This is a genomic window from Kiloniella sp. (assembly GCF_048259265.1).
Classification (GTDB): Bacteria; Pseudomonadota; Alphaproteobacteria; order Kiloniellales; family Kiloniellaceae; genus Kiloniella.
In genome coordinates this window covers 316,637-337,500 of the sequence record NZ_JBLXHT010000001.1, presented here as the reverse complement: position 1 = coordinate 337,500, position 20,864 = coordinate 316,637, and the positions used below count along the sequence as shown (strand labels likewise).

Below are 20,864 nucleotides of genomic sequence, written 5' to 3'. Positions count from 1 at the left end.
TTATTTCGCAATCAAGTTTGCAGGAATATCCATACCAATTTCTTTGTAATAACGCACAGCACCAGGGTGCAATGGCACGGGTAAACCAGCCAGAGCTGCATCTGTGCTCATTGCTTTGGTTGCTTTGTGAATTGCATTAAGGAAAGGAAGATTTTCATAGATCGTTTTTGTGATCTGATAAACAGCATCTTCATCTACGTCATCACGCACAGCAAGGAAGTTTGGCTGAGCAATGGTCGTAATATCCTTTGTCTGTCCAGGGTAAGTACCAGCAGCAATAGTGAATGGTGTCCAAAGACCGAAACCACCATCAGCTTGTTTTGCTTGCTCGGCGGTGAAGTTCAATAGAGTGATTTTATCACCCATTGCAGCCATCGCTTTGGTTACAGCACCTGTTGGCGTACCTGATGGCGTTCCCATACCAGCAACCTGCCCGTTTTGCAGCGCATCAGCAGATGGTCCATACCCAACATGGACCAAGCTGTAATCTGCATTTGCATCAACGCCCAAGTTTTTCAGCAAAACAGTATTTGATCCAATGGTACCTGAGTTCTTTTTACCCAAGGCCATGCTCTGGCCCTTCATAGCAGCGAGATCAGCAACTGTACCTGTCTTCGCGTGTTCTGTAAGAACAGTGAACTGCTCCACATTCTGCCATAGCATTGAGACAGAACGCATTTTTGTTTGTGGACCGTCTTTTTCTACAGGACCTTTACCGTTCCAGGCATAATACCCGTATAGCCCTTGAAGAATAGCAAACTGCGCTTCGTCTTCACGGAGTAGTTTTACATTCTCGCCTGAGCCAGCAGAGTTAATTGCTGAGAGACCAATTTTCTGTTTTGGCTGCAATTTAACTTTAACAAGAGTAGAAATCGCAACACCTACAGGATAGTAAGTCCCGCCAGTACTGGCCGTTGCCATAAGATAATCGCGAGCTTCCGCAGCTTGTGCTACGGCACCAGCGGACAATGCACTACAGATTGTTGCAGCAGCAGCAACACCTTTAATTGCTTTCATCATTTTCATAAGAGCCTCCCTAAGACATTTATTATTTTCTATAGACTACGTGTTTGAGCATATTTGGCTCCACGTTACTCATTTCACTGGAACAAGGCCAGTATCCATTCGGGGATTTTTAAAACAAGCATCGTAGAGATAAAAACATATCCCGCTAAAATTAGCAAAAAACATGCCACCAAAGCACCCCACCAACACCTTGAAAAATAATGATATTAGAAAATAAACAAAAAATTGAAGGCAAATTTTTGCCTATATGCAAATCTAGGATCGGCAACTTTCCGCGCATAAAACCTAAATATCGAGTTTAAAAACAGCCGCGAATTCAATAACAAATCTGGCCCCGGACTTTTTGACGTTTTCAACTCGAATGTTTCCCCCAAAATCTTTGATAATTCCATAGCTGATCGACAATCCCAGCCCAACACCTTCACCAACCTCTTTTGTCGTAAAAAAGGGATCAAAAATTTGATCCAGATTCTTCGGATCAATACCCGACCCACTATCTTCGACAACAACAATTGCACACTGATCTATCTGACGAAGGCAAACGAAAATTTTCTTCTCCCTTTGTCCGCCCATGGCATCCGCAGCATTACGAAACAAGTTCACAAAAATTTGCTCCAGGCGAAGAAGGTCACCCTTCACAAAAACAGGCGTACCCAAATCCTGGAAATGGAGTTCGATCTCACCTGGCTTCCAAACTGTTTCCATCAGGTTTATAGCATTTTTCAGGGCTTCTCTGAGATTGACAACGTCGTACTCAACAGGAGCTTTTTGCGCAAAGCTATTCAGCTCCCCCGTGATATTACTCATACGATCCGTAAGTGAAGATATTTCGACCAAAGACTCTTTCACGCTGTCTTTTTTTCCCTTGGCAAGCAACAAACGAGCACTGGCAACAAAAGTCCTTATTGCCGCCATTGGCTGATTGATTTCATGAGCTATCGCTGTGGACATTTGCCCCAAAGCTGCAAGTTTGCCCGTCTGAACCAGATCTTCCTGTGTTTTCAGCAGCTGCGTTTCTGTGCGTTTTCGCTCGTCAATCTCCAGCTGTAATTTTTTGTTAATTTTCTGGAACCTGCCCGCCTGCCGCGCCCGCTGTGCTGAACGTAATTTTTGGCGCCGTTCGCGCAGGAAAAGCCCCCCAAGAAAAAACAGCATCAACAAAACAGAACCGATAATCCAAGCTGTCTGTTGTTTCTCTTCGACAAGCTTCAGTGGGATTAAAAAATGCATTACCCAGCCGGGCTTTACGGAATCCCTTTTCAAAGAAAGGTATCGTTGCCCGTCTATTTCAAAAACATTTCGACTAAAAAGCGTGTGAAGTTGCAGATTAAGCGGCATCAAATCCGCCCCACCAAATTGACGATTACTCCTGATTCTAGCCATGGCGACGTTATCAATTTGCAGAATAGTCCGGTAACGCCACTCATCTCGACTGGACAGAAAGATGACACCATTATTATCAGTGACAAAAACATGCTCACCGCCATTGTGCCATTGTTTTTGCAGCGGCCTCATATCGACCTTGGCAACGATCACTCCTTTGATCCCTGCTTTGTCCAGAACAGCGTGGGACATAAAGTAACCGGGAACACCTGTCGTCGCACCAACAGCAAAGAAACCTGACTCGCGACCTTCTATGGCATCCTTATAATACGGTCGGAAAGCATAATTGTGCCCCACAAAAGAACGCTCTTCCAACCAGTTAGAAGCAGCAAGAGTTGTCCCATCACTATTCAAAACATAGAGAACATCTGACTCTGCTTTTTGATTTGTGGCCCTCAATGAGCGATTGACCAAAGTTGCGACGCCTTCTTTGCCGTCATCTTCGCTCAGTAAGTTCTTAATTCCTTCATCTCTAGAAAGAACAAAAGGGAGATAACGATGTTTTTCCAAGGCAGACCGCAATGTGCCTTGATACAAAGACAACCTCTCTTGCCCAACCAACGACAAATCTCGTGCGGTGAGAACTCCAACCCAGTATCCAGCTCCGTACACAACGGCAATGCCTACTCCCAGCCCACTGAGCCAAAGCAAAAAGGTTTTCCATGAGATTCTAGGCATCGAAGACATCACTTTTATGAGGAATATCGCTCAACAGATCCGACACCACCGTCTTATCATTATTTTTTATGTATAAGCTGATCCAAGGAAGACAAAAATCGAGATCGATCTTGCTTCGTGAAGGCAGGTGAATAGCTTTTCACTTCTCCACTTTCACGTAAATTGGTCATTAAGTCCCTGACCGCCAAGGTCATACCCATCGCATCTTCGGTGAAAATTTTACCTTTGTGATCCAAAACTTTCGCCCCTTCAGCCACACAGCGAGACGCCAGCGGAATATCAGCAGTGATGGCGATATCTCCCTGCTTTATATTCTCGGCAATCCAGATATCTGCAGCATCAGGCTCTTCGGGAACGACCACAGACGTAACCAAAGGATGCCGACCATATCTGAGCCAGGTATTACTAACCATATGAACCTTTAGGTTATGCCGTTCCGCAACCTTCACGACCTCATCCTTCACCGGACAAGCATCCCCATCTACATAAATTTCCATTCTGAACTTCCATTATGAATGTTCGCCCTGATCAATGCCCCGTGATCAATGACCAACACAAATAAACAGTTTTGCGGGTGTCCACTTGATCAACTCTTTTAATCATCACTTCTTTTTACCGAACCCAAGTTCATTTTTCCACCAGTTCGGTAAAGCAAAGGCAGCCTTGTGAACAGCTGCATTATAGTGTTTGCCATCATGTTTTATATAAGGATCAGAATAATCAAAGCCATCCTTGGTATAAAGGAAAAAGCCAAACTCTGCGCCCGGATACATAGGAACAATTGAACGATAGACATCCAGATGAGGAAAGAAACGACCACTACGCATAATCTCTAACAGGCTGTGATCTTCTTCACTGGAAGCTTCCTGCAAGAACCTGATCCGGTCTTTACCAATAAAAATACTATCCGAATCAATGCAGACGCCATCGTCTTTTAGGATAGCGACCAGATTATCTAAAAATTCTTCGGTAAATAAACTAGCCGATGGCCCCACTGGTTCAGTGATATCCATAAAGATAAGGTCGAATTGTTCTTTTCTATCCAAAGCTTCGATGACGTAACGCGCCGCATCATTACAAATCAGCTCAACCCGTGGATCATTATAATCTCCGTTTATCGCGAGATATTCATTGCTAAGCTCAATAACACGTCGATCAATCTCTGCCATAACAACCTTTTCAATGTTGTTATGAACCAAAAGCTCTCTGAGAAGACCGCCGTCGCCACCACCCACAATCAACGCGCGCAAGTTCTCTCGCTTGCGGCCAAGGACAGGAACATGAACAGCCATTTCATGATAGATAAATTCATCTGCTTCGGATGCTTGAATAAGATCATCCAAGACAAGAACTCGACCAAAGTCCTTGTGGTCGTAAATTTCAATCTTCTGGAAAGGGCTCTGTTCACTGTGCAGAAGCTCCATTTTCATGGCATGTGTAAAGCCAATTGCGCCTGGATCTTCATGCCACCAGGTACTAAAATCAATTTTATCTGCCAATGATCTGTCCTATTCATAAAAATATATAAGCGATGTATAGTAAAGCATGCCGTGCCGGACAATCATAGAGTCCATAAAACCCCTGAAAGATATCAAAAAGTAGGCACGCGTAGAGATCTATTAATTTTCACTAACCATGTCGAAAAAAACTCAACCAAAGCGGCCCTATCATTATAAGACAAATGGCCCTACGAATCAGACTCATTTTATGACTAACTACGCGTGAACTCACGATACGGATACATAAAAATGTGTAAGAATTCCCTTGGCCAGCCAATTGGCCCAATCGTACCCAATTGGGCAGAGCCTCGCCACCCAGATGTTAAAACGCTCGCTGGCCAATATTGCAAATTAGAAAAATTAAACCCTCAATACCACGCAAAAGATCTTTTCGTCGCGAATTCTCAAAGCAACGAAGATGAGATATGGACATACCTTCCTTATGGTCCTTTTCCCCAGATTGAGAGCTATCAGAAATGGGTCGAAGAGATGTCTGAACAAACTGACCCTCTTTTTTATGCTGTCATTGACAAAAGAACACAAAAGGCACTCGGCGTTGCAAGCTATCTACGTATCACACCAGCAGCAGGCTCAATAGAAGTCGGCCATATAAATTTTTCACCTGCCCTGCAAAGAACTGTTATCGCGACAGAAGCCATGTATCTAATGATGCGCCATGTTTTTGTGGATCTTGGCTATCGACGATATGAATGGAAATGCAACGCATTAAACGAAGGCTCAAAATCAGCAGCAAAACGTCTAGGCTTTACTTATGAAGGGACCTTCAGACAAACTGGTATCGTAAAGGGAAGGAACAGAGATACGGCTTGGTTCTCAATCCTTGATACTGAATGGCCTGTCATGGAACTGGCGTTTTCCCGTTGGCTTGATAAAAGCAACTTCACCTCTGACGGTAGCCAGATTACTAGCCTGTCAGATTTCACCCAGAAAATAAGGCAGGAACTGGTTGCCTAATTCAGCGGGTTATTGTTCACTCAAACTAGGTAGAGATAACACTCAGAGCTTTTTTTGTTTATAAACCTCTTCAGGAACGGAAGCTGAATTTGATGGGTGACCAGCAACGATAATCATGACGGGTTTTTCGTGTTTAGGACGCCCTTACAAATTTCTGAAGAAACCCATTGGGCTTGGCGTATGAGTCAGTGTTGCAAGACCAGCGTTGTGCAATGCTGTAATCAAATAAGCCACACGCCAGTCCAACGGATTCTTGTATATAATAATGTTTGATCTTCTCACCAGTATCGGGATTCGTGTCGTAGTTCTGTTGAAAAACGATAATAAGATAAGGGGCCATCTCCCAAAAAGGCTTCTTCGGGTCTGTCCCCAAAGGAATAAGATCTTTTAACCAAACCTCTCCCGCTTTCCCCGCATAGAACTCTTCCTCTTCGATCTCAGCAGCTTCCCTGTTTTTCGTTTTGATGACCGGATTGCATACAATAGCAAAATACCACGGCTACCTATTTGCTCCAGAAGGTGCCAGCCCTGCCGTGCGTAAGGCATTTTCTATAATAGCCCGATCAACTGGTGTCGAAGAAAAGTCGCGAATTGTTCGGCGCTTCTGCATCAAACAATGGAAATCATGTGAACGTCGGCGTCTTTCATCCTCGGTATAATTAGGCAATCCTTCAAAAGGTACGACTCGAAATTCTGCTCACATGACCAACTATCCCTGTTCTTATTTTTATAAAGAGCTAGAAACGATTCCGATTAGCACTATTTTCCAAGAAGTGTTTTAGAGCGTTTCTTTGGAAATATAACTTTTGAAAAAGCTAACACAGTTAGGGAAAAGAAACAGACTCAACATAAATTCCAATGAAGTCATGTCATTCTTAATTTACAGGATAAAACGAAAAAGACCCCAAGATATAATCTCGGGGCCTCTCTCATTGGCTGGGACGGCAGGATTCGAACCTGCGAATGCCGCTACCAAAAAGCGGTGCCTTACCACTTGGCGACGTCCCATCAGATGTGGGAGAGAAAATAGCGTTACTTCCGAGGAAGTCAATGGCTTAAAAGCAATTTTTATCACATTTTTTTAATTATTTTTTTTAGTATTCTTCAAGGATATTTACCTCTTTTAAACCTGAATGCTTTACCCCTAACCCAGATATTGATTATCCTTGTGTAAATAATGAGTGGTAATCAAACGAAATACGCCAATTAAGGCATCCACCCGGGGCAATTCTTGCTCTAAAACACCAAATATAGAAACACAGGGAACTGGAATTGATGAGCGACGATAAGCTCAAGTCTGAAGACGAAAAGCCAACCAGCCGCAAATCCCGCCAGCCGACGACGCGCAAAACTGCTGCAAAAAAGTCTTCTGCCAAGGCAAAACCTGAAGAAAAGAGTACTTCAACAACACCTAAAAAAACTCCTGCAAAAAAAACAACCACCAAAAAAGCAGTGAGTAAAACCAGTGTTTCTTCTGATACATCATCATCAGAGAAAACCGAGAGCAGCCCCCAAAAGACGGGGCCAGTTGCAAAAACAGTTACAGCAACATCAAAAAGAGTCACGGACAAAAACAAGTCTGAACCCGTAGGCGAAGGTGCGAATAAGTCCGCCCTAAAGGCGCCGGTTACGAGGTCCAATCCATCTGAAAAGCTTCAGGAGAAAAGTACAGACAAAAAAGTTGAGGCCACAAAACCAAAGAAAGACTCTGCAAAAGTAAAAGACAAAACTAAATCATTATCCGCGGAATCCAAAGATGCGATTGCACGCCCTAAAAAAGGGTACTCTTTGGCCAAAATGATTACCGTCGCCGCGGTGCTATTTCTCGGGGTACTTGCTGTTTTTCTGATTGGTAATGAATCGATTATATCTGTCGATGATACCAGCTCTCAAGCGACAGCGACTCAGGCCACGGATGAACCTAATCCAAATGCCAGCTCGCCCTATGGAATGCGGGTCGAACAGCTAAAAGAAATTGAAGGGCTACTCGCAAGTTTGAATTTTGATCCCGGCAGGATCGACGGCAATATTGATCACGAGGCAGTCGCCGCAATCAGCCTATTTCAAGAAATTTCTGGGTTACAAGTAGATGGAAAACCGACACAGGAGCTCCTAGCCGAGCTAAAAGCTGTCGACAAAATGCTCAGCAATAATTAAGGCCAATCGTCAAGTGTAAAAGCGGTGCTCTCTTCCAACAAAAGAGCGCCGCTTTCTTATAATCGGCGCCCTCAGCAAAGGGTTGCGAACTGAACCCACCATTCCTTGTTGGTCTGCCCGATTTCAACAGCTGCATTTTCAGCAGCATCCCGGCTTTCATAAAGACCATAGCAAGTTGCACCACTGCCAGACATACTCGCAAATAGACATCCTGTTCGCTCTTTTAACGCCCTGATGCTCTCTATAATTACGGGTTCCAGTTGCATGGCAGGTTTGGCCAAATCATTGCCACTGTCATTCAGGTATCCAAGCAGATCTGACATGCTGCATTCTGGTCCGGGCCCCGGTAAAATTTGAGAGAACTGCCCCTTCAGTGTCCGAAAAATGTGTGGGGTAGAGACTGGGCATCCCGGGTTAATAAGAACACAGTAAAGATCGGGTAGCTGCGGCCCTGGCTTTACAAGCTCACCAATGCCTTCAATCCAAGAACACGTTCCCTGAAGACAGACAGGAACATCAGCCCCCACTTGCAAAGCAAGATCACGCAAACCAGTAATATGATCAGGCTCTACTCTCCATAAGCGCATTAGCCCTCTTAGTGTCGCCGCTGCATCTGCAGAGCCCCCGCCGATACCGGATGCAACAGGAAGGTTTTTCTCAAGCGTAACGGTTGCAGCCTTATCAACACCCAAAAGCTTCTGGAACTTTCGACCTGTTTTGAGCACAAGATTATCTTCCGGATTATCAGGGGCCCCAACCAAGTATTCACCAAAAGGTCCCGTAACCTTAAGAGAAAAATCAGACGCAGGTTCGAAGAGCAACCGATCACCAACATTGGCGAATACCACCAAACTTTTCAGAAGATGGTACCCATCATTTCGTCGCCCAGTTACCTGCAAAGACAAATTTATCTTTGCAGGGGCGAATTCACTAATCTGTTGCATCGAAACTGATCTATCCCATTAACTTTCAGATCTATCAGCAACAATGCCTTTATCAATCTTGGTTCGAATCAATTCGACCTGTTCTTCTTCTGGCTCAAAACTAAGAGCACGCCGCCATTGGAACCGCGCTTCATGTTTGCGCCCAACTTGCCAATATGCATCCCCTAAATGGTCATTTATCACAGGATCTTCAGCTTTAAGCTCAATCGCCCTCTCAAGGTATTTTACGGCCTCTTCAAACTTACCAAGGCGATAATAAACCCACCCCAGACTATCGACCACATATCCGTCATCAGGGCGAAGTTCCACAGCCTTGATCAACATTTCCTCTGCTTGTTCCAGGTTTTTTTCCAACTCAACCCAAGAATAGGCAAGATAATTCAACACATGAGGTTGATCAGGAGACAATTCCAAAGCTTTCAAGAAATCGGCCTCTGCTTTTGGCCACTTTTTTTGACGCTCAAAGGCGATCCCACGATAATAAAACAAAGCCCAGTAACGGCTGCTGTTTTCATCGATCCTTTTGATCGCTTCGCCATAGGCATCCGCTGCTTCGCTAAAACGTTCTGAACCACGTAACATATCACCTTTACGCAAATGGGTCTCAAAGCGTTCCGGCCGTAGTTCTTCCAATTGAGCCAAAGTCTCCAACATTTCGTTTTCGAGGCCCTGAGCATCAAGTTCATCCGCAATTCTGAGACCAATCGTCCAGGCATAAGGAGAATCCAGCGGTATCGTTTTATAAAGCTCAATCGCAGCCCGGCTACGCCCTTGAGTTTGCATAATCTCGCCCACAAGGATTTTTGCTTCTTCATAGTCAGGTCGCAACTTCAGAGCCTGATTGGCATAAATCAATCCGGTATCATAAGCCTTTTCCTGTGCATGCAAGCTGGCAAACCCAAAGAGAATTTCAGCAAACGCGTCCCCCGGCTTAGAAATAACTCTTTGCAAACCCTCGTCGGAATCCAGACGTGTTAACGCATGATTGGCAATCGCATTTTCTGGATCCTGTTCCAGATATGTTGAAATCAACCCACGAGCGGCTTCTTCATCACCTTGGCGACTTAAAAAATCAGCAACAATATTTACTTGCCGAAGTGTCGGCCGCTCCGAAGCTTCTAGCAAAGACAAATAATCTTTGCGAGCATCTTCCGGGCGCCCACCCAAATCTTTTAAAAGTGCGATCTGAATTCCATAAAGCGACTGAAATCCTTCTTTCTTTGAAAGAGGTTCCAGATTTTCCAACGCTTTATCCAGATCGTTCTGAGCAAGATCCGTCCAGGCAGAGAACATTGGCTCTAGTATTGTATTAACACCGACATCAGGCGTTGCTTCAATTCTTTCGCGAACCTCGTCCCAATCTTTTCGTTCAACGGCATCAATGACAAGAACAAGGTGCGCAATAGACTGTTCCGGAGAAATATCAAGCAGACGCTTTGCCAATGCCAGCGCCTCATCATCTCGCCCGGTACTCGCCGTTAGCAAAAAAGAACGCGCAAGAAGCCGAGGGTCTTCTGGTGAAGCTTCTAAAGCATGAAGCATCAGTTCGGTTGCAATCGCATAATCACGATTATGCCCAGCAACCAACCCGGCAAGATAAGACCCCGACGCAGAATTACTTGTCCGGACAAACGGAGATTCAGTTCCGAGATCAGCTGAACTTCGCTTACCTTCAGAATCACTTTGAGCTGCTGTACACGCGCCTAGAATAAGCGCTGCCCCCGCAGAAAAAATAAAGCGTTGTAAATATTGTTTTACGAACATAGAGCCGTGGCGAGGCAAATTATCCTCCTCTTCACCAGACAAGAAATGCCAGCAGTCTAACTCTCTAAATGCTTAACGCCAAGTATCTGCTGCACAATATAAAGTGACCACATAAAAAACTGACCGCCTCCTCTATAAAAGCGGTCAGTTTTTCGTTCGTTAATTCATCATCCACCCGGAAAGAATCCGCTAGATGTTGGCATAGTACCCTTACATGTTTGGATAGTTCGGGCCGCCAGCACCTTCTGGCGTTACCCAGTTAATATTCTGGGTCGGATCCTTAATGTCACAGGTTTTACAATGCACGCAGTTTTGTGCATTGATTTGCAACTGAGGATTATTGCCATCGTCATCACGAACAATTTCGTAGACCCCGGCCGGACAAAAGCGCTGTTCCGGTGCATCATAGATCGCAAGATTGTGTGCAATCGGCACTGAAGCATCTTTTAACGTCAGGTGAACAGGCTGATCTTCTTCATGATTCGTTCCAGAAACAAAGACAGAAGAAAGCCGATCAAAGGAAAGTTTTCCATCAGGTTTCGGATAATCAATTTTAGGCATATCAGCCGCAGGCTTCAGGCATTCATGATCATAATGTTTATGGCTGAATGTCCATGGTAACTTACCGCCAAAGACTTTGAGATCAATACCCGAATAAAGCATAGATCCCCACAATCCAAACTTAGTGAAAGCGGGTCTGAAGTTTCGGGATTGATATAACTCTTCATATACCCAAGATTTTTTGTATGCTTCGGGATAAGCCGAAAGAACAGGCGCGGTTTCTTCGCCAGCTGTTACCGCATCAAACGCAGCTTCAGCAGCAAGCATGCCTGTCTTCATCGCATTATGGCTTCCTTTAATTTTTGCAACATTCAGGAAACCAGCCGAACAACCGATCAAGGCTCCGCCAGGGAATGCAAGATCCGGGACAGATTGCAAACCGCCTTCGTTCAAAGCGCGGGCACCGTATGAGATGCGTTTACCGCCCTCTAGCATTTCTGCGATTGCCGGATGCATTTTGAAACGCTGAAACTCACCAAACGGGAACAGATGTGGATTTTCATAATCCAGCCCCACAACATACCCGACATAAGCTTGGCCATTCTCAAGATGATAAATGAACGATCCACCCCAAGTGTCGCTTTTCATCGGCCACCCAGCGGTGTGAACAACCGTTCCAGGCTTATGCTTGGCCGGGTCCAGCTCCCATAGCTCTTTCATACCAATGCCGTAAGTCTGCGGATCACAGTTTTCTCTCAGATCAAACTTTTCCATCAGACCTTTGCTGAGCGAACCACGACACCCCTCGGCAAAAAAGGTGTACTTACCGTGGAGTTCCATGCCCGGCATATAGGAATCTTTTTGTTCACCAGCCTTACTGATGCCCATATCACCTGTTGCAACGCCTTTCACACGACCATCGTCATGATAAACAACTTCTGCAGCCGCAAAACCGGGATAGATTTCCACACCAAGTTCTTCTGCACGTTCACCAAGCCAACGGCATAGATTGCCCAAGGAAATGACATAATTACCATCATTATGCATTTGGCTTGGAAGCAGAGCGACAGGAAGGTTTACAGATCCCTTTTCACTAAGAAGCATAAACTTCTCATCAGAAACAGGTGCATTAAGCGGAGCGCCTTTTTCTTTCCAGTCTGGAATAAGTTCATCCAATGCTCTGGGCTCAAACACAGCACCAGAGAAAATATGCGCTCCAACTTCTGAGCCTTTTTCCAAAACACAGACTGAGACTTCTTTCCCTTGTTCAGCAGACAACTGACGAAGTTTAATTGCGGCGGACAACCCTGCTGGTCCTGCCCCGACAATAACAACGTCATATTCCATAAATTCGCGTTCCATAGCCCTCTCTCCAGTTCGAGCCGTGAGCTTTGCAGCTTATCTTGCCGCTTCCCCTCAAATTACAACAAGCCACATGATTCAACAAAAATCCACAAATGACCACATATTTTTATTTGTTAGTTGTGACGTTACCATTCACACATCGTTTTCAACACCAATTTATAGATATTTCCGCGCTGCAGCAATTTAACAATAACGACACAGAACAATCAAAAACTACGAAAAGGATTTGCAAAAATCCATAGACGTGCTCAACAATCGCCTAACTGAAACCTTCACCGTCATAGATTGAACATGTGGACTGACTAAGAAGAAAAGTGTCCTATTTTACAAACATCCATGGATCAACACAGAACTTTGCTTTAAATAAAAGTCAGTCTGTATGTGATGCCTGCGAGGCATTGAGCAAAAAATATTGGGATATTTAATTAAAATCATGACCGCCGAAGACTGGACGCGTGACGAATTGTTGGCTGCTCTGACCTGGCAACTAGACGCTGGAGCTGATGAGGCGATTAGTGACATTGCCGTTGATAGCTACCAACTCAGTCAGGAACAAATTCAGACCGCCCCAAAAACATCCACATCAAAGACCTCAGCCCAAACGGCAAAACCTGGTGCCCAGGCTGCTCCCCCACCCCCCAAAAAAGCCGCTGCAGCAAAACGTGTTCTTCAATCATTCCAAAAAACACTGAGCGAAGCACAGAACCTCGCAAGTAACGCAGAAAATATCGAAGACTTGGCAACTGCACTTGCCTCTTTTGATGGTTGTTCATTGAAAAAAACAGCTATCAATACCGTTTTTGATTCGACCCCTTCTCAAGCAGATTTAATGATCATCATGGGGGCGCCCCGGGCCGATGAAGATCGGGAAGGGAAAACTGTTGCAGGCTCAAACCGCAAGCTTCTAATTAACATGCTCAAGTCCATCGACCTGAATATAGATGACGTATACCTTAGTTCCTGTGTTTTCTGGCGCCCTCCAGGTGATAAAAAGCCAACCGTTAATGACCTTGCCTGTTGCAAACCCTTTATCGATCGTCAAATAGAACTCATCGCCCCAAAAGCACTCGTTCTGATGGGGGAAAGCACACTAAGAGGCTTCATCGATCCTGACGCCAGCTTGCTACGACAAAGAGGAAAATGGATTGAATACACACCGCCAAATGGTCAAGCAGTCCCAACAATAGCGACTTTTGCGCCGCATATGCTTCTCAACACCCCCCGACAAAAAGCTCTTGCTTGGCAAGATTTACGTGCCATAAAAGCAAAGCTTGCCTAAACCCCGCCAACTTCTTTTATAAAACAACAAATTAAGCGATATTTCTTCATCATTTCGAAAGAAAAACTGGTGTAGATAAGATTCTAGACAAATTTTCGACGCATTTGAGAGCTATTGCCCCCACAGCCACAATTAACTACTTTGTATTATGGTTAATGGGGACATCGATTAAGCAAAGCCAAGCCTGTTTCATCGACTGAGGTAAGAGGCTAGTGGGGGAAATTCACTTCGTTATGACGATATTCACGCGCGCACTACACTGGACAGTCAACACAGGGGTAAAAGCAGCAAAACTCAGTTGTCTATTATTACTCTTTTCCTATGCAGCAGCGGCATCAACGAAGGTTGATGAGCAATTTTCCAAATCCAATATCCAGGCAACCCCAAATTTCGTAGCGCCCGAAATTCTTAGTGACGAAGACATCAAACTCTACACAAGAATTTTTTCCCGGCAGGAACAAGGACGCTGGCAAGGTGCTGACAAACTAATTACTAAACTCGACAATAAAATTCTACTCGGCCATGTTCAGGCACAGAGATATTTGCACCCAACAGCTTACAGATCAAAATACAAAGAACTCAAAGCATGGCTTGCGACCTATGCTGATCATCCGCAAGCTGATATCATCTACAAACTGGCCCTGCAAAGACGCCCCAAAAATTACAATTACCCTCAAAAACCCGTCCGCTTTAAAAGTGCACCCTATCGCGCTTACGGAAAAAACTTCAATTACCGCTCGAACAAAAAACTGTCTAAATCTGACAAGACCAAAGCCAATCGTTTAAAAAAGCAGCTCCGCCGGAATGTTCTGAACACACGCCTATCCATTACCGAGGACGTTCTGAAATCTGCAAAGGCAAAACGGCTTCTTGACCCTATAGAAATAAACGAAACCTACGCACAGTTAGCTGCAGCTTGGTATTACTACGGGAAAGACAAAAAAGCTTATCAGCTGGCAAAAAAGGCAACTCAATCCAGAAAATATGTCCCCTCTGCTGACTGGATTGCGGGTCTCGCCGCGTGGCGTTTGAACAAAACCAAAGAAGCCCGCGACCATTTTGCATATCTTGCCAAGGCCTCGCGTAGTAATAGCTGGATGCGTTCATCAGGCGCTTACTGGGCCGCCCGCGCTAATTTGAAACTAAAACAGCCTCAAGATGTCAGCAAATACCTTTATCAAGCTGCAGAATACCCAAGAACGTTCTACGGTATTCTCGCACGCAGAGCCCTTGGTCTTGAGTTAGCCTTTGATTACCAGTCACACCAATTAAATGAGATCACTGCCAAAACACTACAGAGCCACGCCCCCAGCAAAAGGGCTCTGGCTTTATTACAACTGGGACAAACGAAAGAAGCAAAATCAGAATTAAGCCGTTTGATCGGCAGCATCGAAGGCAATGAAATACCCGCCTTCCTACAGCTCACTGAACATTCCGGCATGCCTGAACTCGCCTTTCGCCTTGGCGCCAGATTGGCCGCAGAAGAAAAACAGGAGAAGCAAAACCCCGCTGAGAACAGAGGCGTCATAGATGCCGCCCTTTACCCTATCCCCAAATGGGAGCCGGAAGGTGGCTTTGAAATCGATCGCGCATTAGTCTTTGCTTTTATGCGACAAGAATCCTCGTTCAACCCAAACGCAAAAAGTCCTGATGGTGCCCGCGGCCTGTTGCAATTAATGCCTCAAACTGCAAGCTATATATCCAAAGAACAAAGCTTTCGCGGCAAAACACGAAATCAATTATTCGACCCCTCTCTCAATCTGGCTTTGGGGCAGAAGTATTTGGGTTATCTACTCAACCACAACTATGTCGAGGGTGACCTGTTTAAATTAGCGACAGCCTATAACGGCGGCCCTGGGAACCTAGGCAAATGGGAGAGAAAAATCACCTATAATGACGACCCTCTTCTCTTCATAGAAAGCCTTCCGTCACGGGAAACCCGACTGTTTATTGAACGAGTCCTGACCAACCTCTGGATTTACCGCGCCAGACTTGACCAATACTCGCCATCACTGGATACCCTTGCCGCTGGTCAATGGCCCAGATATGAAGCTCAAGACCCTTACAACAAAACCTCTGAATCGGATGTAGCAGAGAATGCCAAAGTTAGATGAAACCCGCCCCTTTTTACCCGTTAATATTGCGGTCATGACCATTTCGGATTCCCGTACAAAAGAAGATGATCGTTCCGGCGACATTCTGGAAAAGATGATTAAAGAAGACGGCCACAAGGTTTCTGCACGGTCTATCATCAAAGATGATATCGACGCCATTACGACACAACTTCAACATCATATTACCAACCCAGAAATAGATGTTATCATCACGACGGGCGGAACAGGCGTAACAGGGCGTGACACGACCCCAGAAGCGTTCAAAGCCGTTATGGAAAAAGAAATCGAAGGATTTGGCGAACTGTTCCGATGGATCAGCTATAGCAAAATCGGCACATCAACAATGCAAAGTAGAGCTATTGGCGGTGTCGCAAAAGGTACGTACCTTTTTGCCCTTCCCGGGTCCCCTTCAGCCTGTAAAGATGGCTGGGGAGAAATCCTGCGCTCACAGTTGGATAACCGTCATCGCCCCTGTAATCTGGTTGAATTGATGCCACGGTTACAAGAACACCTGCTCCCTAAGAATTGATTTCGTCCAACGGCGGAACATCAAATCAAGTGAAGCTGACATCCTATGTTAAGCTGTGTTTATCCCCGACACAGAAGTGCACATAAGAATAAAAGAGTATCATGGAACATCACAGCGGTAGTTTAACAGGTCTGGCGATAGTTGTTGTTGCGGCACTTGCCTGTGGCATTGCCATGCGAAAATTCAAACAGCCGCCTGTGCTCGGTTATATTCTGGCGGGTGTCTTTTTAGGCCCCTCAGGACTGGCGCTTGTAGAAGACAGAGATAATATCTCTACCCTAGCAGAGCTTGGCGTTTTAATGCTGCTTTTTGTTATCGGCATGAACCTGTCCTTACGCGGCATCAAAGAAGTATGGCAAGTCGCCGTTATAACCACCGCGGCACAGATCGGCGTCGGTGTCGGCGGGATGTGGCTGCTTGGTCAGTATATGGGATGGAGCTTCGAACTAATCCTCTTTTTCGGGTTTGTTTTTGCGCTCTCTAGTACAGCTGTTGCCGTGAAGATGCTTCAGGAAATCAATGAATACGGTACCCGAATTGGTCAAGTAACCATTGGCATTCTGATTGCACAGGATCTTGCCGTGGTTCCCATGATGCTTTTTGTTAGCTCTTTTGGTTCAGAGGGTGGTATCGGGACCTCTGTCTTTGTAAAGGTGGGCGTCTCTATAGGAATCCTCATTCTCCTGTTTATCTTCTTGAGTAAAAAACGAGGATTACAAATCCCCTTTGCCCGTTCAATTGGCGATAATGAAGACCTCACCCCCCTTGCGGGAATGGCCTTTTGTTTTGGTGCCTCTGCCTTTTCTGGCCTGATTGGGTTATCCGCCGCCTATGGGGCATTTTTAGCAGGGCTTATTCTTGGAAATTCGGCGAGCCAAAAAGTCATGTCCCGACAGGTAGCACCGATTCAAAGCATCCTGTTGATGGTCTTTTTCCTCTCCATCGGCATGCTTCTCGATGCCCAATACATATGGGACAATCTCGGACTTGTGTTCTTCCTCGTGCTGTTTGTTGCGCTCTTTAAAACCGCCCTCAACATTACCTTGATCAGGTTCCTTGGCGAAACCTGGCCACGTGCTTTCCTATCTGGCTCTATCCTTGCACAATTGGGTGAGTTCTCATTTATCCTCGCAGCCCTTGGGGTCGGCGCTGGTGTTCTGGATGATGAAAACTATCGACTGGTTGTCTCCGTTACCGTGATCTCTCTTTTCACCAGTCCCTTCTGGCTCTTTACAGCCCGAAGGCTACACCGAATCACCCAGCTTGGAATCACCTCTGGTGCCGAAACCATGCGCCTAACATATGGCCCAGAAGTTGGTGCCATCATTCGGACATCAAGCCTTGCAGAGAAAATACTACTGCGCACAGGGCAGAGCGTTTTGATGAAATGGTTTCCTAAGCTTCAAGAACGCTTACTCCGCCCAAAGCCCAGTGATGATGGCCAAACTTCAAGTCCCACTCCAAGTCAGGACAGCATTCCGGCACCAGAACCTGAAACCATGCCTGATTCGTCAAAAGACGAGCCCGAAACAGGCAATAACAAGCAAACCAACAAAAAGTAAGCGTTCATGCCTGACTTTTCGAGAGAACAAGAATTTGATCAAGAGTTCGGCACAAACAACGCCATAATCGTTGGCGTTGATGAAGTAGGGCGTGGCCCATGGGCCGGCCCAGTGGTGGCCGGGGCCGCATGGTTAGACCGCCAAAAAGTATCGGATGATTTAATTTCAAAGCTCGACGATTCCAAAAAGCTTTCCGCCAAAAAACGAGAAGACATAAATGACCAGCTTTATGATTTACATCAACAAGGCAGCATAAATCTCGCCCTAGGCGAAGCCAGCTGTGAAGAAATCGACAAACTGAATATCCTTCAGGCATCCATGCTGGCAATGCAACGAGCTGTCGCAAACCTCACGATCACACCACAGGCCATTTTGGTCGATGGCAACAAAATTCCAGAACTCCCCTGCCCTGCAAAAGCGGTGATCAAAGGCGACAGTATTAGCCTGTCCATTGCGGCCGCATCTGTCATCGCAAAAGTGAATCGGGACCATCAGATGTTTGAATTATCGATTCAGTACCCGGGTTACGGGTGGGAAAAAAATCAGGGCTATGGAACGGCCCAACATAGGGCCGCACTACTAGATCTTGGGGTTACTCCTGCACACCGCCGCACATTTCGTCCAATAAGAGAGCGACTCGAGCTAAACGACTGACTCCAATGACTCTTTACTTGACTCTTCCGACAAAAAATACTTGACCGCGACTCCACAGTGACTCAAGATAGGGGACTCGAGTCAAGAGGAGTCTGCTTTAGTGAAGAAGAATGTTGTCCATCTCGGTGAGTGCGTCGAGATCATGAACAGTCTACCCGAAAAGTCTGTTGATGTGATCTTTGCGGATCCCCCGTATAACCTGCAATTGGCGGGTGAGCTAACACGTCCGGACAACTCCAAAGTTGACGCCGTCAACAATGACTGGGACAAGTTCGACAGTTTTCGTGCTTATGACGAATTCACGTGGAATTGGCTCAAAGCTGCACGTCGTGTTCTAAAGGAAAACGGAACACTTTGGGTTATTGGCAGTTACCACAACATATACCGCGTTGGTGCGCTCCTCCAAAATCTCGACTACTGGATGCTGAACGACGTGATTTGGCGCAAATCGAACCCGATGCCGAATTTCCGTGGCAGACGCTTTACCAACGCGCACGAGACAATGATCTGGGTCGCCAAGAACAAGAGTTCAAAATACACTTTCAATTATGAATCCATGAAGGCTCTGAACGACGACATTCAAATGCGCAGCGACTGGTTATTGCCAATTTGTAATGGCGGCGAACGCTTGAAAAATAGCGAAGGTGACAAAGCGCATCCTACTCAGAAGCCAGAATCTCTTCTTCATCGCGTTATTCTTTCTTCGACAAAGCCCGGTGATGTTATTCTCGACCCCTTCTTTGGCACAGGTACGACAGGTGCTGTAGCAAAAAAACTCGGCAGACAATTCATTGGCATTGAGCAAGATCAGGAATACGTCAAAATTGCGAAAAAACGTATTTCTCAGGTTAAGCAGTTGGATGACATCAACCTTGTCTCCATCGAACAAAAACGCGAACAACCCCGTATTCCTTTCGGAACACTTATTGAACGCGGCCTGCTTGAGCCAGGTACAACACTTTACGGCCCGAAAAAGAAATACTCGGCAAAAGTACGCGCAGACGGTAGCCTGATATCAAATGAATTCCAAGGTTCGATCCACAAAGTAGGTGCCATGGTGCAAGGCGCATCAGCCTGTAACGGCTGGACCTATTGGCACATGGACGCCGAAGGCCGGGAAGTCTGTATCGACGTCCTCCGCCAACAAGTCCGCGCTGAAATGACTAACTAGACATTATTCCGATACAATAACAAAAGCCCTCTTCAATGGGCTTTTGTTATTTTTGAAGTGAATACTTTGCTTCAGAACAATAAAATTCCAGAGCCATCTATAATATCATTGATCAGGGCAAGATAGAGCTAGGTATAACCAGCATGATGGAGGATTTTTTTCATGACCGTTGGCAGGGCCAGCGCTGCAAAATCTGATTTATGCGCCCACTTTCCTTGTACCGCTTTTGCCACCTCATCATGATCCCGAGATACCTTTGCGGTCAAAACCGTGATCTCGAAATGAAAATGAGTGAAGGTATGCTTCACTATGCCATCTAACTCGGTCCATTGTGACAACTGGTCAAGCCCGGGTTCTCGCTCTGCGTTTCCCTGCACGATCCAATTCCCTGTTGGTACTTCTGTCATCCCCCCCAGCAACCCCTTTTCCGGTCGCCGTCTTAATAAGGCGCCTCTTTCCTCTGACAAGAAAAGATAAGCATAGGCACGGCGAGTAGGCTTTTCTTTTTTTGGTGCTTTCTTGGGTAAATCTTCAGCAATACCGGACTTTCGGCCTAAACAATCAGTTTGAATTGGGCAGATTACGCACCCCGGTGATCGCGGTGTACATATAGTTGCCCCCAGATCCATCATCGCTTGCGCATAGTCACCGGCTCGTTCATTCGGCGTTTGTTTTTGGGCACACTCTTTCATTTGAGGTTTTACGCCCGGCAATGGATCTTCGAGTGCATAGTACCGAGCAATCACACGCTCAACATTACCATCGACAACGGTCGTCGGACGATCAAAGGAAATAGCCGCAATCGCAGCGGCAGTATACGGGCCAACACCAGGGAGCTTGAGTAAGCCTTCTTCTGTATCAGGAAAAATTCCGCCCAGCTGTTCGGCAACAACCTTGGCACATTTGTGTAAATTTCGTGCTCGAGCGTAATACCCCAACCCCGCCCACGCACTCAGAATATTGTCCAGCTCTTCTGAGGCTAGGTTATGTACTGATGGCCAGGCCATCAAAAACTTTTCGTAATAACCTTTAACCGTCGCCACCGTCGTCTGCTGGAGCATGATTTCACTCAACCATACACGGTAAGGGTCAGCGAAAAGTAAATCAGGATTACTACGTTTTTGCCGAGGAGATAGGCGCCATGGCAACTCACGAGCATGCCTATCATACCACGATAATAATTCTTCTGCGATCATCTGAACCAAAACAGCAACCTGTATTCTCTTCATTTCCCGCTCGGTCAACGATGTTCCGAGCACAGAT

The 20,864-nt window shown here is 45.8% G+C and carries 17 protein-coding genes and 1 tRNA gene; 8 read left to right on the top strand and 10 right to left on the bottom strand.

Features of this window, described 5'->3' with window-relative positions; translation table 11 throughout:
• From ACN0QW_RS01615 to ACN0QW_RS01600, 4 genes are all read right to left on the bottom strand, one after another.
• Complete coding sequence (locus ACN0QW_RS01615; RefSeq protein WP_417428179.1) at positions 1–1,026, bottom strand: TAXI family TRAP transporter solute-binding subunit; 1,026 nt, start codon at positions 1,024–1,026, stop codon at positions 1–3.
• Between the two features lie 285 nt (positions 1,027–1,311).
• Complete coding sequence (locus ACN0QW_RS01610; protein ID WP_417428177.1) at positions 1,312–3,087, bottom strand: sensor histidine kinase; 1,776 nt, start codon at positions 3,085–3,087, stop codon at positions 1,312–1,314.
• 59 nt (positions 3,088–3,146) lie between these two features.
• Positions 3,147–3,584 (bottom strand): YaiI/YqxD family protein, encoded by a 438-nt coding sequence (locus ACN0QW_RS01605; protein ID WP_299373758.1) that lies wholly within the window; start codon positions 3,582–3,584, stop codon positions 3,147–3,149.
• Between the two features lie 105 nt (positions 3,585–3,689).
• Positions 3,690–4,586, bottom strand: coding sequence for a fused MFS/spermidine synthase (locus tag ACN0QW_RS01600; protein ID WP_417428174.1), 897 nt, complete (start codon positions 4,584–4,586; stop codon positions 3,690–3,692).
• 249 nt (positions 4,587–4,835) lie between these two features.
• Here ACN0QW_RS01600 and ACN0QW_RS01595 point away from each other — a divergent pair, with 249 nt between their 5' ends.
• On the top strand, positions 4,836–5,561 hold the full coding sequence (locus tag ACN0QW_RS01595; protein WP_417428172.1) for a GNAT family N-acetyltransferase: 726 nt from the start codon (positions 4,836–4,838) through the stop codon (positions 5,559–5,561).
• Between the two features lie 499 nt (positions 5,562–6,060).
• On the opposite strand, the gene ACN0QW_RS01590 is transcribed toward ACN0QW_RS01595, so the two are convergent.
• Both ACN0QW_RS01590 and ACN0QW_RS01585 read right to left on the bottom strand, forming a co-directional pair.
• Positions 6,061–6,171: a nitroreductase family protein gene (locus tag ACN0QW_RS01590; RefSeq protein WP_417428170.1), complete on the bottom strand. Its 111-nt coding sequence runs from the start codon at positions 6,169–6,171 to the stop codon at positions 6,061–6,063.
• A 323-nt stretch (positions 6,172–6,494) separates the two neighbouring features.
• A tRNA-Gln gene (locus ACN0QW_RS01585) sits at positions 6,495–6,569 on the bottom strand.
• 267 nt (positions 6,570–6,836) lie between these two features.
• On the opposite strand from ACN0QW_RS01585, the gene ACN0QW_RS01580 reads away from it, so the two are divergent.
• On the top strand, positions 6,837–7,718 hold the full coding sequence (locus tag ACN0QW_RS01580; protein WP_417428168.1) for a peptidoglycan-binding domain-containing protein: 882 nt from the start codon (positions 6,837–6,839) through the stop codon (positions 7,716–7,718).
• A 71-nt stretch (positions 7,719–7,789) separates the two neighbouring features.
• Here ACN0QW_RS01580 and ACN0QW_RS01575 read toward each other — a convergent pair whose 3' ends face one another.
• The 3 genes from ACN0QW_RS01575 to ACN0QW_RS01565 all read right to left on the bottom strand — a co-directional run bounded on the left by ACN0QW_RS01575 (position 7,790) and on the right by ACN0QW_RS01565 (position 12,289).
• Complete coding sequence (locus tag ACN0QW_RS01575; protein WP_417428166.1) at positions 7,790–8,662, bottom strand: 4-(cytidine 5'-diphospho)-2-C-methyl-D-erythritol kinase; 873 nt, start codon at positions 8,660–8,662, stop codon at positions 7,790–7,792.
• 18 nt (positions 8,663–8,680) lie between these two features.
• On the bottom strand, positions 8,681–10,444 hold the full coding sequence (locus ACN0QW_RS01570; RefSeq protein ID WP_417428164.1) for a tetratricopeptide repeat protein: 1,764 nt from the start codon (positions 10,442–10,444) through the stop codon (positions 8,681–8,683).
• A 192-nt stretch (positions 10,445–10,636) separates the two neighbouring features.
• Positions 10,637–12,289, bottom strand: coding sequence for an electron transfer flavoprotein-ubiquinone oxidoreductase (locus ACN0QW_RS01565; protein WP_417428162.1), 1,653 nt, complete (start codon positions 12,287–12,289; stop codon positions 10,637–10,639).
• 436 nt (positions 12,290–12,725) lie between these two features.
• Between ACN0QW_RS01565 and ACN0QW_RS01560 the strand changes: the two genes are divergently transcribed.
• From ACN0QW_RS01560 to ACN0QW_RS01535, 6 genes are all read left to right on the top strand, one after another.
• Positions 12,726–13,571, top strand: coding sequence for a uracil-DNA glycosylase (locus ACN0QW_RS01560; RefSeq protein WP_417428160.1), 846 nt, complete (start codon positions 12,726–12,728; stop codon positions 13,569–13,571).
• Positions 13,572–13,804: 233 nt separating this feature from the next.
• Complete coding sequence (locus tag ACN0QW_RS01555; protein WP_417428158.1) at positions 13,805–15,685, top strand: lytic transglycosylase domain-containing protein; 1,881 nt, start codon at positions 13,805–13,807, stop codon at positions 15,683–15,685.
• Positions 15,669–16,214, top strand: coding sequence for a molybdenum cofactor biosynthesis protein B (gene moaB, locus ACN0QW_RS01550; protein WP_417428156.1), 546 nt, complete (start codon positions 15,669–15,671; stop codon positions 16,212–16,214). Before ACN0QW_RS01555 ends, moaB begins: the two co-directional genes overlap by 17 nt.
• Before the next feature lie 101 nt (positions 16,215–16,315).
• Positions 16,316–17,776: a cation:proton antiporter gene (locus ACN0QW_RS01545; protein ID WP_417428154.1), complete on the top strand. Its 1,461-nt coding sequence runs from the start codon at positions 16,316–16,318 to the stop codon at positions 17,774–17,776.
• 6 nt (positions 17,777–17,782) lie between these two features.
• Positions 17,783–18,430 carry a ribonuclease HII gene (locus ACN0QW_RS01540; RefSeq protein ID WP_417428152.1) on the top strand — a complete coding sequence of 216 codons (648 nt, stop codon included), beginning with the start codon at positions 17,783–17,785 and terminating at the stop codon, positions 18,428–18,430.
• A gap of 142 nt (positions 18,431–18,572) precedes the next feature.
• Entirely contained in the window at positions 18,573–19,601 is a 1,029-nt protein-coding gene (locus ACN0QW_RS01535) for a site-specific DNA-methyltransferase (RefSeq protein WP_299379740.1), read from the top strand.
• A gap of 128 nt (positions 19,602–19,729) precedes the next feature.
• Here ACN0QW_RS01535 and mutY read toward each other — a convergent pair whose 3' ends face one another.
• A complete protein-coding gene (gene mutY, locus ACN0QW_RS01530) occupies positions 19,730–20,830 on the bottom strand; it encodes an A/G-specific adenine glycosylase (protein ID WP_417428150.1) in 1,101 nt (366 codons plus the stop codon).
• Positions 20,831–20,864: the final 34 nt, after the last annotated feature.

What these genes read in the sequence shown, in the direction of transcription:
- ACN0QW_RS01605 (WP_299373758.1), bottom strand. Translation starts at nt 3,584, where the DNA reads ATGGAAATTTATGTAGATGGGGATGCTTGTCCGGTGAAGGATGAGGTC.
- ACN0QW_RS01555 (WP_417428158.1), top strand. Translation starts at nt 13,805, where the DNA reads ATGACGATATTCACGCGCGCACTACACTGGACAGTCAACACAGGGGTA.
- ACN0QW_RS01565 (WP_417428162.1), bottom strand. Translation starts at nt 12,289, where the DNA reads ATGGAACGCGAATTTATGGAATATGACGTTGTTATTGTCGGGGCAGGA.
- ACN0QW_RS01590 (WP_417428170.1), bottom strand. Translation starts at nt 6,171, where the DNA reads ATGCAGAAGCGCCGAACAATTCGCGACTTTTCTTCGACACCAGTTGAT.
- ACN0QW_RS01610 (WP_417428177.1), bottom strand. Translation starts at nt 3,087, where the DNA reads ATGCCTAGAATCTCATGGAAAACCTTTTTGCTTTGGCTCAGTGGGCTG.
- ACN0QW_RS01560 (WP_417428160.1), top strand. Translation starts at nt 12,726, where the DNA reads ATGACCGCCGAAGACTGGACGCGTGACGAATTGTTGGCTGCTCTGACC.
- ACN0QW_RS01575 (WP_417428166.1), bottom strand. Translation starts at nt 8,662, where the DNA reads ATGCAACAGATTAGTGAATTCGCCCCTGCAAAGATAAATTTGTCTTTG.
- mutY (WP_417428150.1), bottom strand. Translation starts at nt 20,830, where the DNA reads ATGAAGAGAATACAGGTTGCTGTTTTGGTTCAGATGATCGCAGAAGAA.
- ACN0QW_RS01535 (WP_299379740.1), top strand. Translation starts at nt 18,573, where the DNA reads ATGAACAGTCTACCCGAAAAGTCTGTTGATGTGATCTTTGCGGATCCC.
- ACN0QW_RS01595 (WP_417428172.1), top strand. Translation starts at nt 4,836, where the DNA reads ATGTGTAAGAATTCCCTTGGCCAGCCAATTGGCCCAATCGTACCCAAT.
- ACN0QW_RS01580 (WP_417428168.1), top strand. Translation starts at nt 6,837, where the DNA reads ATGAGCGACGATAAGCTCAAGTCTGAAGACGAAAAGCCAACCAGCCGC.
- ACN0QW_RS01540 (WP_417428152.1), top strand. Translation starts at nt 17,783, where the DNA reads ATGCCTGACTTTTCGAGAGAACAAGAATTTGATCAAGAGTTCGGCACA.
- ACN0QW_RS01545 (WP_417428154.1), top strand. Translation starts at nt 16,316, where the DNA reads ATGGAACATCACAGCGGTAGTTTAACAGGTCTGGCGATAGTTGTTGTT.
- moaB (WP_417428156.1), top strand. Translation starts at nt 15,669, where the DNA reads ATGCCAAAGTTAGATGAAACCCGCCCCTTTTTACCCGTTAATATTGCG.
- ACN0QW_RS01615 (WP_417428179.1), bottom strand. Translation starts at nt 1,026, where the DNA reads ATGAAAATGATGAAAGCAATTAAAGGTGTTGCTGCTGCTGCAACAATC.